The organism is Simplicispira psychrophila DSM 11588 (assembly GCF_000688255.1).
In the GTDB taxonomy this organism is placed as follows: domain Bacteria; phylum Pseudomonadota; class Gammaproteobacteria; order Burkholderiales; family Burkholderiaceae_C; genus Simplicispira; species Simplicispira psychrophila.
Window position 1 is genome coordinate 174,137 of sequence record NZ_JHYS01000008.1, and the last position, 10,734, is coordinate 184,870.

20 protein-coding genes and 1 other RNA gene are annotated in these 10,734 nt (G+C 59.4%); 8 read left to right on the forward strand and 13 right to left on the reverse strand.

The genetic code is table 11. The features are described 5' to 3' along the window. The first annotated feature begins 152 nt into the window (after positions 1-152). The 4 genes from ompA (at position 153) to ssrA (ending at position 2,664) form a co-directional block, all read left to right on the forward strand. Positions 153-797 (forward strand): outer membrane protein OmpA, encoded by a 645-nt coding sequence (gene ompA / locus Q390_RS20525; RefSeq protein WP_027996000.1) that lies wholly within the window; start codon positions 153-155, stop codon positions 795-797. An 89-nt stretch (positions 798-886) separates the two neighbouring features. Beyond that, complete coding sequence (ubiG, locus tag Q390_RS0110390) at positions 887-1,597, forward strand: bifunctional 2-polyprenyl-6-hydroxyphenol methylase/3-demethylubiquinol 3-O-methyltransferase UbiG (RefSeq protein WP_027996001.1); 711 nt, start codon at positions 887-889, stop codon at positions 1,595-1,597. A gap of 12 nt (positions 1,598-1,609) precedes the next feature. Then, positions 1,610-2,275: an HAD-IA family hydrolase gene (locus tag Q390_RS0110395; protein WP_027996002.1), complete on the forward strand. Its 666-nt coding sequence runs from the start codon at positions 1,610-1,612 to the stop codon at positions 2,273-2,275. 13 nt (positions 2,276-2,288) lie between these two features. Beyond that, positions 2,289-2,664, forward strand: a transfer-messenger RNA (tmRNA) gene (gene ssrA, locus Q390_RS19520). Between the two features lie 104 nt (positions 2,665-2,768). On the opposite strand, the gene Q390_RS0110400 is transcribed toward ssrA, so the two are convergent. The 8 genes from Q390_RS0110400 to Q390_RS19935 form a co-directional block, all read right to left on the reverse strand. Continuing rightward, positions 2,769-3,941 carry a site-specific integrase gene (locus Q390_RS0110400; protein WP_051603173.1) on the reverse strand — a complete coding sequence of 391 codons (1,173 nt, stop codon included), beginning with the start codon at positions 3,939-3,941 and terminating at the stop codon, positions 2,769-2,771. Further along, entirely contained in the window at positions 3,899-4,138 is a 240-nt protein-coding gene (locus Q390_RS0110405; RefSeq protein ID WP_051603174.1) for a hypothetical protein, read from the reverse strand. Before Q390_RS0110405 ends, Q390_RS0110400 begins: the two co-directional genes overlap by 43 nt. Beyond that, the gene (locus Q390_RS0110410; RefSeq protein WP_027996005.1) at positions 4,128-4,430 is read right to left on the reverse strand and encodes a hypothetical protein; all 303 of its coding nucleotides are present in this window, start codon (positions 4,428-4,430) and stop codon (positions 4,128-4,130) included. The genes Q390_RS0110405 and Q390_RS0110410 overlap by 11 nt, the downstream gene beginning before the upstream one ends. Next, positions 4,427-4,852, reverse strand: a complete 426-nt coding sequence (locus Q390_RS0110415) for a hypothetical protein (RefSeq protein WP_027996006.1) — start codon at positions 4,850-4,852, stop codon at positions 4,427-4,429. The genes Q390_RS0110410 and Q390_RS0110415 overlap by 4 nt, the downstream gene beginning before the upstream one ends. After that, entirely contained in the window at positions 4,849-5,604 is a 756-nt protein-coding gene (locus Q390_RS0110420) for a hypothetical protein (RefSeq protein WP_027996007.1), read from the reverse strand. Before Q390_RS0110420 ends, Q390_RS0110415 begins: the two co-directional genes overlap by 4 nt. Positions 5,605-5,803: 199 nt before the next feature. After that, the gene (locus tag Q390_RS19130; protein WP_051603175.1) at positions 5,804-6,727 is read right to left on the reverse strand and encodes an ORF6N domain-containing protein; all 924 of its coding nucleotides are present in this window, start codon (positions 6,725-6,727) and stop codon (positions 5,804-5,806) included. Beyond that, on the reverse strand, positions 6,724-7,056 hold the full coding sequence (locus Q390_RS0110430) for a hypothetical protein (RefSeq protein WP_027996008.1): 333 nt from the start codon (positions 7,054-7,056) through the stop codon (positions 6,724-6,726). Before Q390_RS0110430 ends, Q390_RS19130 begins: the two co-directional genes overlap by 4 nt. Continuing rightward, positions 7,053-7,214 (reverse strand): Arc family DNA-binding protein, encoded by a 162-nt coding sequence (locus Q390_RS19935; RefSeq protein ID WP_156949882.1) that lies wholly within the window; start codon positions 7,212-7,214, stop codon positions 7,053-7,055. Before Q390_RS19935 ends, Q390_RS0110430 begins: the two co-directional genes overlap by 4 nt. Before the next feature lie 89 nt (positions 7,215-7,303). Here Q390_RS19935 and Q390_RS19525 point away from each other — a divergent pair, with 89 nt between their 5' ends. The 3 genes from Q390_RS19525 to Q390_RS0110450 all read left to right on the forward strand — a co-directional run bounded on the left by Q390_RS19525 (position 7,304) and on the right by Q390_RS0110450 (position 8,582). Then, entirely contained in the window at positions 7,304-7,822 is a 519-nt protein-coding gene (locus tag Q390_RS19525) for an Arc family DNA-binding protein (RefSeq protein WP_084153868.1), read from the forward strand. Between the two features lie 237 nt (positions 7,823-8,059). After that, the gene (locus tag Q390_RS0110445) at positions 8,060-8,335 is read left to right on the forward strand and encodes a BrnT family toxin (protein ID WP_027996010.1); all 276 of its coding nucleotides are present in this window, start codon (positions 8,060-8,062) and stop codon (positions 8,333-8,335) included. Next, positions 8,292-8,582 (forward strand): BrnA antitoxin family protein, encoded by a 291-nt coding sequence (locus tag Q390_RS0110450; RefSeq protein ID WP_037472682.1) that lies wholly within the window; start codon positions 8,292-8,294, stop codon positions 8,580-8,582. Before Q390_RS0110445 ends, Q390_RS0110450 begins: the two co-directional genes overlap by 44 nt. Positions 8,583-8,616: 34 nt before the next feature. Here Q390_RS0110450 and Q390_RS0110455 read toward each other — a convergent pair whose 3' ends face one another. Genes Q390_RS0110455 through Q390_RS0110475 form a run of 5 tightly spaced genes read right to left on the reverse strand, consistent with a single transcriptional unit; the run spans position 8,617 to position 10,384 of the window. After that, a complete protein-coding gene (locus Q390_RS0110455; RefSeq protein ID WP_027996012.1) occupies positions 8,617-8,937 on the reverse strand; it encodes a hypothetical protein in 321 nt (106 codons plus the stop codon). Between the two features lie 7 nt (positions 8,938-8,944). Continuing rightward, a complete protein-coding gene (locus tag Q390_RS18190) occupies positions 8,945-9,523 on the reverse strand; it encodes a hypothetical protein (RefSeq protein ID WP_037472683.1) in 579 nt (192 codons plus the stop codon). A gap of 2 nt (positions 9,524-9,525) precedes the next feature. Beyond that, positions 9,526-9,984 carry a hypothetical protein gene (locus Q390_RS0110465; RefSeq protein ID WP_027996013.1) on the reverse strand — a complete coding sequence of 153 codons (459 nt, stop codon included), beginning with the start codon at positions 9,982-9,984 and terminating at the stop codon, positions 9,526-9,528. A gap of 32 nt (positions 9,985-10,016) precedes the next feature. Continuing rightward, entirely contained in the window at positions 10,017-10,196 is a 180-nt protein-coding gene (locus tag Q390_RS0110470) for a hypothetical protein (protein ID WP_027996014.1), read from the reverse strand. Next, a complete protein-coding gene (locus Q390_RS0110475; protein WP_027996015.1) occupies positions 10,193-10,384 on the reverse strand; it encodes a hypothetical protein in 192 nt (63 codons plus the stop codon). The genes Q390_RS0110470 and Q390_RS0110475 overlap by 4 nt, the downstream gene beginning before the upstream one ends. A 79-nt stretch (positions 10,385-10,463) precedes the next feature. Between Q390_RS0110475 and Q390_RS0110480 the strand changes: the two genes are divergently transcribed. Continuing rightward, positions 10,464-10,734: IS3 family transposase (locus Q390_RS0110480; RefSeq protein ID WP_027996016.1), on the forward strand; the 271-nt coding region annotated here is incomplete at its 3' end.

Below are 10,734 nucleotides of genomic sequence, written 5' to 3' on the forward strand. Positions count from 1 at the left end.
GCAATTACGCTTTTGTCCTACGGCTGTACTGCTGCTGGAGACCTTGTCGCCATGTTACGTATGGCACAATCAAATTAGCGTTTTTGGTGATGGTCACTGACGACGTTCTTTATTCGCAGCGCGGCTGCGGCTTTTTCCCCACGAGGAGAACCATGAAAAAACTGAACAAAGTGGCGATGTTGTTTGCCTCTGCTGCGCTCGCAACTGCGGCTGGTGCACAGACTATTGATAACTGGAAGAACGGCACGAACGAGCTGGTCTGGAAGAACGGCACTAATGAGCTGTGCTGGCGCGATGCCAACTGGACGCCTGCTACGGCAGCTCCCGGTTGCGACGGCGCTCTGGCTCCTGTTGCCGCTGCTCCAGCCCCTGCTGCAGCTGTCGCTCCTAGCCCAGTTGCTGCTGCTCCAGCAGTCGCGCCAGCTCCTGCCATGGCCACCAAAGTGACCTACGCTGCTGACGCGTTCTTCGACTTTGACAAGTCTGTCCTGAAGCCTGCAGGCAAGGCCAAGCTCGACGACCTGGTCTCCAAGGTCAAGGGCGTGAACTTGGAAGTCATCATTGCCGTGGGTCACACCGACTCCATCGGTACCGATGCTTACAACCAGAAGCTGTCGATGCGTCGTTCCGAAGCCGTCAAGGCTTACTTGGTGTCCAAGGGCATCGAAAAGAACCGCGTCTACACTGAAGGCAAGGGCGAAAAGCAACCTGTCGCCGACAACAAGACGAAGGAAGGCCGCGCCAAGAACCGTCGTGTTGAAATCGAAGTGGTTGGTACCCGCGCCGCTGCCAAGTAATCTTCGGATTGCCAAAAAAGCCCCGACCTCGGGGCTTTTTTTACGCCTATCGTTTGCTGAGCCCGCTCTGTAAGACACAATCGCTGTCCATGAACCATGCTGTCAATGCCGATCCGGCCGAGTTGGCCAAATTCTCTGAACTGGCCCATCGCTGGTGGGATCCAGAGAGTGAATTTCGTCCACTACACCAAATCAATCCTTTGCGTTTGGATTGGATTAACACTTTGTCGTCCCTCAAAGACCAGCGCGTGTTGGATGTTGGCTGCGGCGGTGGCATTTTGACCGATTCCATGGCGCGTCAAGGCGCGCATGCATTGGGCATTGATTTGTCTACCAAGGCGCTGCGCGTGGCGCAGTTGCACGCTTTGGAAGCGCAAACACCGAGGGTGGAGTACCGCGAAGTCAGCGTCGAAACCTTGGCGGCCGAGCAGCCTGGCAGCTTTGATGTCGTGACCTGCATGGAAATGCTAGAGCACGTGCCCGATCCTGATTCGGTCGTGCGCGCTTGTGCGCAATTGGTCAAACCCGGAGGTTGGGTCTTTTTCTCGACCATCAATCGCAATGCCAAGGCTTTCATGCTGGCAATTGTCGGCGCCGAGTACGTGCTGGGCATGTTGCCCCGTGGAACCCATGAATATGCCAAATTCATCCGTCCCAGTGAACTGGCACTCAGCTGCCGCTCTGCCCAATTGGACATCTTACAAACGCGTGGCTTGGAATACAACCCGATTACGCGCCGGTACTGGCTCAGTGATGACACCAGCGTGAACTACCTGTTCGCCACCCGCCGCGCCGTTTGAATGGGAGCGGGCATGTTTTCAAATATTCGGGCTGTGCTGTTCGATCTCGACGGTACTTTGATCGACAGCGCTCCTGACCTAGGGGCGGCAGTCGACAAGATGCGCACCGATCGTGGTTTGCCCTCCTTGCCTTTGGCACGCTATCGCCCAATGGCAGGTGCTGGTGCGCGTGGCATGCTGGGAGAAGCCTTTGGCATTTCGCCGGAGCATCCTGATTTTCCAGCCTTGCGCGAGGAATTTTTCGTCAATTACGAAACGTGTATGACGCAGCAAACCCTGGTCTTTGAAGGCGTAGCCGAGTTGATTGAACAAATTTTGCAGCGTGATCTCGCTTGGGGCGTGGTTACCAACAAGTCGGCGCGGTTTACTGATCCATTGACACGCAGCATTCCTCTATTTGCCAGTGCCAAGACCGTAGTGAGTGGTGATACCACGCCCCATGCCAAACCCCATCCTGCGCCGCTACTGGAAGCGGCCGCCCGTTTGGGGCTGCCTGCAGAGCAATGCGTCTATGTGGGCGATGATGAGCGCGACATCATTGCCGGGCGAGCTGCCGGCATGGGCACCGTCGCTGCGACCTATGGTTATTTGGGGGCTGGAGCGGATATCGCTCAGTGGGGTGCGCAGGGAGAAATTAAATCTCCGCTGGCCCTATTGCAATTGCTGTATATCGCCTAAGATAGCAGGCTTAGGGGCTGCCCTGGTTTCGACGTGGGTTCGGAATCGGTGTGGTGCATGTCGAGCTTGATTGGCGCTCGTAAATCTGCATTCAAAAAACTAACTGCAAACGACGAACGTTTCGCACTCGCCGCTTAACCGGTGAGCCTTGCAACAGCACGCTGATGGGCTGGGCAAGGGGGCTGCAAAGCCTCCCGGCTGCAAGGTTATTCACATCAGCTGGTTCTGGGCCGGGTACCTTGGCACAGAACAAGACTCAAGGGTACTGGCGTTCGGCATAGCGTGCGACTGCGCGATGACGAAGGCGAGACTCAAATCAGACCGCTAAACATGTAGATCTGCCCGATGAAGGCTTGCGGACGCGGGTTCAATTCCCGCCAGCTCCACCATATCAGCCAACCCCCGCCAATGAGTTCGCCTCTAGCGGGGGTTTTCTTTTGTCCAGTTCTTGGCTGGTTTTGGCCTGAAGTTCACACCGATTTCACACAGGAATTCACACCGATTTGAGGGCCCTGGGCTTTTGGTAGTCCTCGCGGATGAATTTGCCGTAGGTCCGGAACACCATCTCGACATCCTCGTGCCCGAGCTGGGCCGCCACATACCAGGGATTCGCCCCGGCCGTGAGCAGGGCCGATGCCCGTGTGTGGCGGATTTGGTACGGGTTGCGGTAGGCCACGCCCGCCCGAGTGCACAGCGGCACCCACAGTGTTTTGCGGATCTGGGCATCCGTGGCCCAAGGTTCGGCGCTGCGCGGGTTGAGCCACACGCGGCCACCTTGCTGCGCTGAAAACACTTTCTGAGCGGTGAGTGCGTCCATGGCCTGGGCGTCCAGGTCCAGGTCGCGCACGCCAGCGGCGGTCTTGGGGGCCTTGACGACGCCCACTACCTGATTGAGCTCAATGCGCGCAGTGCGCTTGTCCCAGGTGATATGCCGCCACTCCAGCGCCTGGAGCTCACCTGGCCGCAGGCCTGTGGCAAACCAGAACTGCAGCATGGGATGCTCGTCGGCCCGGCAGGCCTCCAGCAGTTTGACGCGCTCTTCGGCCGTGAAGGGCTGGATCACGTAGTCGCTGGCCTTGGCCGTCTGCCGGATCAGCTTGGCCAGGGCGATACGGTCGAACGGGTTGGAGTCGATCAGATCGTCGTTAAGGGCATCGTCGAACACGCTGCGCACCGGGATCAGCAGGTTTCTGATGGCCTTGCTGGTGCAGTTCATTTCCCCGATCCACTCACGCAGGGCGCTGGGGGTCACGTCGCGCAGCTTGACCCCATGCCAGCGGCGCATGCGCTCACCGGTGATGGCCTTGGCATAGCCGCGGTAGGTTGCGGGTGACATCTGGGCGTTGGCTACCTGCTTCTCATAAGTCTCGAGCTGTTGCTGGAGCAGCTTCTCCATCAGGATAGAGCCTGGCGCTGATGTCTGAGCTTTTGGGCTGTCGGGGAAATAGTCGGCATAGACGAACTCGCCGTCTGCGATCTTGCGCCGGATCTCTCCCCGCAGGTTGGCGGCGTACTGCACGGCGCCTTTGTTGATGGGGCCGGGCGGTAGCAGCTCGCGGCACTGTTGGTTGTTCCAGGAGAACGCAACCTGCAGGCGCGGGCCGTGGGCCATGTCGCGGATGGTCACGCCGGCTGGCAACGCAACCGTGCTTGGTTTTCGATCCATTTGTTGTACTCCTCGACATTGACGTAAAGCCGCTTTTTGGTGGCCAGCATGGTGTGTTTTCCGTCCAGCCAGATGCCGCGTTTGCGGCGCGTGTGGACAGTCTGCGGTGTTTCTCCGGTGCGACGGCAGTGCTCGGCCAGCAGGACCCAGCGATATTCGAGGGCTGCTGCTCCTGCGGTGGTGGGCTCAGGCTTCATGGGGGGTCTCCTCGAATGTCAGTGCTTGGATCTTGGCGAGCTGCTTTTCCATACGCACAATGCGCTTTGCCTGCATCGCCTTGGCGCGCACCACGGCCTCGGCCATGGTCAGTCGGTAGGATCCAGGGCCATACCAATGGGTGCGGCCACGCTCCCCACTGGAATCCAGGGCCAGGCCTTCCATGTAGTTGGGCAGGCTGGCAATGGGCCGGGCTTGCAGCTTCACGACGCCCTCAGTCAGCGCGCGCGAAGTGACGAAGATCGTTACGGTCTTGGGTTGCTTCTTGCTCATGGCCGCTGCTCCTGTGCGTTGGCCGCGAGCTTTGCGCGCAGCTCAGCGTTCTCGACCAGCAGCACCTGCACCTTGGCCCGGGCTTCCGCCAGGCGCTCATAGGGAATCGTGTGCACCCCGTCCTTGGCCAGCAGGAGCGGGCGCGGCTTGTTCGTGATCAGGTGAGCATGGTTCATCAACTGCGCCAAGGCGTGATCAACGGCAGCGCTGGTAACACGGACGTTTTCCTGTTGCCCTGCGCCCTTCACGGTGATGTGCACAAGTTGGTAGGCCAGGGCCTCGTGGTCATCAACCCAGAGGTCGAAGTCGATGAGGCACGGTACCGTGTCCAGTGCCGTGCGAGCGTCCTGGACTGCGGGCTGGCGGATCAAGCCCAGGGCGCTGGCGATGAGGCTGCCAGGATTGTGGGGGTAGAAGGTCATACTTGCCCGCCTTCTTGGGCTTCATCCTGCAGCCATGCATCCAACGATGCGCGATTTTTCTTGTGGGTGATGCGCTCAAGGATCTTGTGTCCACGCAGCTCCGATGCAGTCAGTTCCACTACGCGGCCTGTTTCATCCTGAATCTGAAAAGTGTGCTCGTCACTATCACCCTGTGCGAAAGAGACGCCAGCGAACCAGACTTTTCCAAGAAGGGTGTCCAGCATTGCCACACCACTCGCCGTAGAGCAGTTGTTGTGTCGATGGATCTTCATAATGAAAGCGTTCGGATGGCCGTTGGCGCGCCAGTATTCGCGCTCAGGCATAGCATCGGCAACAGATTCGTGGCGCAGCGAGAGTCGGGTTGTCCTATCACCCCATACCTCAAAACTGAACGTGGTTTTACCCTCTGCAAGGCGAAGGACTTCACGCATGTTGTCGCGCTGAATGCGGAATTCATCATTGGTGGCGGTGTGCCGACCTTGGTCACGGAGGATTTTCAGTGCCCACTCTGGGACAGGCTGATCCTTGCCCGATGAAGAGGATTGCATTTCAAGAATGTGGTCGATCATTGACCACCAATGGACACCGATTTCGCCGATCCGATCAAGAAAATCGAAGGCGGTCAATGGCTCGGGTTCGGCCGGCTCCACGCATCGCATGGGTGGGATAGGGCAGTGGTTCATGATGGCCGTCTTCAGGGGTGCTGGGGCCTTTGTTGCGCCAACTTGTGGGCGCGTGCTAACCTCGGTCATGTGAATGTCCTTTGCTCTTTACTTTGGGTGGGGATTCATAGAAGCCGGTTTGCGGGTCCAAGCGCATGCCGGCTTCGCCTTTTCTGGGGGTGGTGGTTGATTCATGGATTGATGGTATTGACCGGACATGCCTCTGGGGTAGGCGAAAAAAGCCTCTTTTGGACGCATTTCGCCTGTAAGTGTTTGTACGTATGACGCTTCACAGCAGCGCTCCCTGGGGTTCTGGCGCGATTTTTTGATGGTCCAGAAATAGGGCATCCTTGTGTGCAGTCTTTGCTCGTTGCGGCTTCTCTGCAGGAAGGTTGTCGCGCACAAGGGGCACAACCGCTTCCCACCAGTCGATCTGAATACCGGCGTGGTCGTTGTCGGCCCTGAAGTCGTGGGCTTCTCCGTACTTCGTTCCGGTCTCGGTGAGGACATAGCCGCTCTCGGCGCGCCGTTGCAGCCCCAGGTCGATCAGTACCTTGTTTACCGCCTGTGAGCTGATCTTCGCCTGGCCTGTCTGCTCTGCAATGCGGATTCCGATTTCCTTGGGATTCAGATGAACCATGCGTTCCAGCGCCACGGGCGGGAGGGCGCGGCGGAAGTCGCTGAAGTCGATGCCGGTGTGCTGCTGGAAAGCCTTGAGCTTCGCGGCTGCGACTATTTCGAGGCGCACGCCTGGCACATGCTTTAGCGCATCGCCCACGAAGTTGATGATCTTCACCTGTTCCAGGGGTGTGCGGCCACGAGCGCGGGCGGGCTTGGCCTTCTCAGGCTGGGGCAGGGTGGCGGATTCCTTGGCACGGAAGTACCCGTTGACCAACTGGCGCTGCACTTGCCAGGCAAGGTCGTCTGTGAAGGACTTCACGAGCATCAAGTAGCCAGACTCGAAGACGAGGGTCATGTCCTCGGTCGCACGGTCCGAAATGATCGCCGGGAAGCGCGTACGAAATTCGTCCGCGCTCACTTTGCAGTAGTCCTCGCCTTCTACGAGGTGCTGCTTGTTGGTGTTGTAGGTGCGGCGCGCCGTGCCCTCAGGCCGCTTGTGTACGGTATCGATTTGCGCCAGCGTTGCCACGCGCTGGCCCCGGTACTCGATCACCTGCAGGTCGGTGTCGTTGATCTTCACGATGTTGCTCACTTGGAAGCCTCCATTGCGCGGTTGAGAATTTCATTGGTGGCTAGGCCAGCTGCCATTTCTTTCTGAGCCTTGATACAGGCGCGAGACAAGCGGGCGCGGGCATTGGCCTCGTCGGCCTTGGCGCGGCGGATGGCGGCGTGCTCACGGCTGATCCCCTCCAGCATCTGATCCCATTCGGAGCTGTGCTTGGGGATGTAGCTGAACCCGTTGGCCTTCTTCCATTCAAAGCAGGCATCGCCGAAGGCTTTGCCTACGACCTTGCGGTGGTCCACCATTTCTTGCAGGCGAATCGCCTTGATGCCGATTTCGGCGAGGGTGGCGAGGCTCATTGCTGTTGTCCTTTCTGCTTTTGAAAATCGCGGCTCTCTTCGAGTCGCAGCACGACCTCTGCGGTGAGGCTCCGGCGTGCTTTGTCTGCTTGTTGTTGCAACCACTGCTTCAGCTCCAAAGGGAGGCGAAGGTTGGTCTGTACGTCGCTGGGTGCCATGGCATTTCCTTTCATGTAGCACTCTGCTTGATGTGAAATGTAGCATTGTGCTTGGTTGCGCGCAAGCACTTTGCTTGGATAATGTCGGTATGGCTTCTGAAGATGTACAAACCAACCTCCGCTTGCCTGCTGATCTCAAGGATCGGCTGGTTGCTGCTGCCAATGAAAACAATCGGTCGTTGAGCGCCGAAGCGGCTTATAGGCTTGAAGAAAGCTTCAGTGAAAAGGGCTCGCACATCGTGGTGTTCGAGCAGATCATGGAAAAACACATTGGCGAACTGAAGAGTCGGATAGAAATGCTTGATCTGCGCCGCGACATGATCCGCACCCGAGTTGATAGCGCCAGAGTTAGATCCCGACTGGTCGAACGCGAAATAGAGTTGGCGCGATTGAGGCCAGAGCACCAAGAGAACGATGTCCTGCTCCGCGCAGCCGGCGTAGAGATGGATGCTGTTGAAGATGAATTGAAGACGCTTGCGAAGGATCTTCGCCAGTTGGATCAGGTGCGTCAGGCGCTGCTGGATGATATTGAGCAGACCAAGGCTGCTATTGCTGACGGACGTGGCGAACTGGAGCGACGGGTGAATGTCCGCAAGTCCAAGCCCTAACCCGACCTGCTCACCCTGACCGGGGATCAGGTCTGAGCTGACCCCTTGCCGAAGTTCGCCCTTCTGGGCGAGCTTTGGCGCAAGATTGAGCCCAAGCCCTGACCCCGCCGTCCCATTCCTGGGGGATGGCTCAAAACTGAGCCATGCAAAACCGACGCCCTGTAGGTCTTCGCCGGAGACGAGGATGGCCCACCATTCCTCTTTGCGCTCGATAGTTATCGTAGCTACAATAACCTTATGCAAGTGACCTACGACCCCGCCAAGCGAGACAAGGCGCTCGCCGAACGCGGTCTGGATTTCGCCGATGCTGCCCTGGTGTTCGAAGGCGACACCCTCGAGGTTGAGGATGACCGCAAGGATTACGGCGAGACCCGCATCATCTGCTTTGGCCTGCTGGCCGGGCGCATGGTGGCGGTGGGTTACACCCCGCGTGGCGCGGATCGCCATGTCTTCAGCATGAGGAAATGCAATGCTCGCGAAATTGAACGCATCGGCCCGCACCTTGGGCTCTGACTTGGCGAAGGTGGATGCCCACAAGGTAGGCGCGTCGGAGTACGACGAACTGCCGGAGCTGACCGACGACATGCTGGCACGGGCCAGCCTGAAAAGGGGAGGCCGTCCGAAGTCGAATGCTCCCAAGGTGCTGCTGTCGGTTCGGTACAGCTCGGAGGTCGTGGAGTACTTCCGTGGCACGGGCGACGGTTGGCAGTCCCGCATGGATGGCGTTCTGCGGGAGTACGTGGCGCAGCACTCGCGGTAACGCGCGGCCGTGGTGGAAGTCGCAATGGCTGCCATCACACCACCTCCACAGTTTCGATGCGTGGCAGTGCACGCACCTCGTCCACGGTCAGCACATCCTCCACCGGCGTGGTGTGGTCGCACAGCTTGGCCAGAGCCTTGAGTGCTTGACGTTCGTTGCGCTTCGCGGCATTGAGGGCCTTTTCCGCGATTTCCTGGCGATGCCGCTCCGGCGTCAGCAGGGTGAAGCGGGTCTGCAGCGCCTTCACCGCTTCGGTGGCCAAGCGCTTTTCGCGTACTGCCGCGAGACGGCGGCGTTGGGCTTCGCGCCAGCGTTTGGCGGCTACGGCGATGTCGATGAGTTGGCGGTTTTGCATCGTGGTCTCACTGCACCTGGTGCACGTTGCCCGCTTCCAGGCGGTGGCCGAACTTCTCGCGGATGTCCTTCTCCACCTGTTCAACCGGCACGCCCAACGTCTCCGCGATCTGCTCGGCCGAATACACCGGCTCGCCCGCGTCGTTGACGAACTTGGTTTCTGGAATCAGGTTGAGCTCTTTGGCCTTGTCGTTGAAGGCCTTGACCACCTCCGGCGGCGCGTGCTCCAAGAGCTCATTGAACAGTGGGATGGACTCAGGCATGTGCCGATAAACTGCCCCGTGCTTTTCCCGGAAGTCCTGGAGAGCCTTGCCCGCTGCCATGAACTTCATGTGCTTGAGTTGCGCCAGGTGCTCCGGCCGGGTAAGGGTCATGGGCCTTGTGATCAGCTTCTGCGCGTACTCGACATCACCCATGCCAACGTAGACCACGAAGCAATCGTCGCAGTGGTCAGCGAAGTCGTTGAGATCGCACCCAATATCGGCGATCACCTGCGCAAGCTGCTCGTCCGTCCACGGTCCGTGCTCGGTCGGCTTTTTGCAGAACTCGCACAGGCCCTGCTTGGTCAGCTCCAAACTTGGGTTCATGGTCAGGCCTCGGCAGATTCGGGGATTGCGGTTGCGGCCAGCTCGTCGGCATGATTGAGCGCCGTCATGCCGCGCACGCGCAGCCAGGATTCGACCACCGACTTTTCGAAGGGCGTGAGGTCGGCGCGGTGCACCTGAACTGCCAGGCCATCACGGATGATGGGATAGGTGTTGTTGCCCGACACCGTGTCACCGATGGTCGTGTAGGGTGAGCCGGGGATAACGGGCTGGTGCAGTTCGTCCAGGGCATCGACAGCAGTGACCAGGTCATCAAGTGCTTCGTCGGCGACGGTGCATTCGCCATCTGCCTCGATCTCACCGTTGCCGATGTAGACGCAGGCATGGATCGCAGCCTGAACGATCCGAAGCTTCAGGGCTTCGGGGACAGTGGAGACGTCCAGGGCCATCATGGGGCCAGTGCCACTGATGGATGTGACGACGATGGGTTTGGTGGTGGGCATAGGTGCTCCAGGTGGTTGGTGAAGGGAAAGGGTTACAGGCGTTGGCGCGCGGCACGCTCTACTTCGGAGCGGTTCTCAACGCTGCGGTGGCGCTGCGTGGTGCGGTGGTTGCGCCAGAGCAGCCCGCCGGCCCAGGTCAGGGCTTCGAGACGGCCGGCGCCGGCGGTGCGGCGCATGCGTGCCAGGCGCAAAAGAGTGGCGACCGTGCTCATGCCGGCTCGCCTTGCTCAAGGCTGGCTGCGTCCAGGTGCGCGCCGATCAGTGCTGCTTCGGCGGGAATGGGGGCGCGGTGGGGCGACTCGTTTACAGATGTGGCGGTGCACAGGCCTTGGGCGGCCATGACGCCATTGATGGCGCGGCGTGCCCGGATGGCGCACTCTCGATTGATGGAGTTGGCCACTGCCAGCAGACCAGCTTCCAGTGTGCTGGTCTAATTTCCCTGGACACCTCGATAGGTGCAACCCACCTGGACGAGGAATATGAGCAAGAGAAAACGAAGGACATTCAACGCGGAGTTCAAGCTGCAGGTCGTGCAGATGATTCGTGTGCAGGGCTTGAGCGTCGGCGATGTCTGCCGCGACATGAAGCTTGGCGAGACGGCCGTTCGGCGATGGCTAGCCCAGGCTGATGAAGAGGCTGCAGGTCGCCCCGGTATCGGCAAGCCGCTCAGCGCTGAGCAGCAACGCATCCGCCAGCTTGAAGCCGAGAACAAGCAACTGCGCGGCGACGTCGATATCTTAAAAAAAGCAT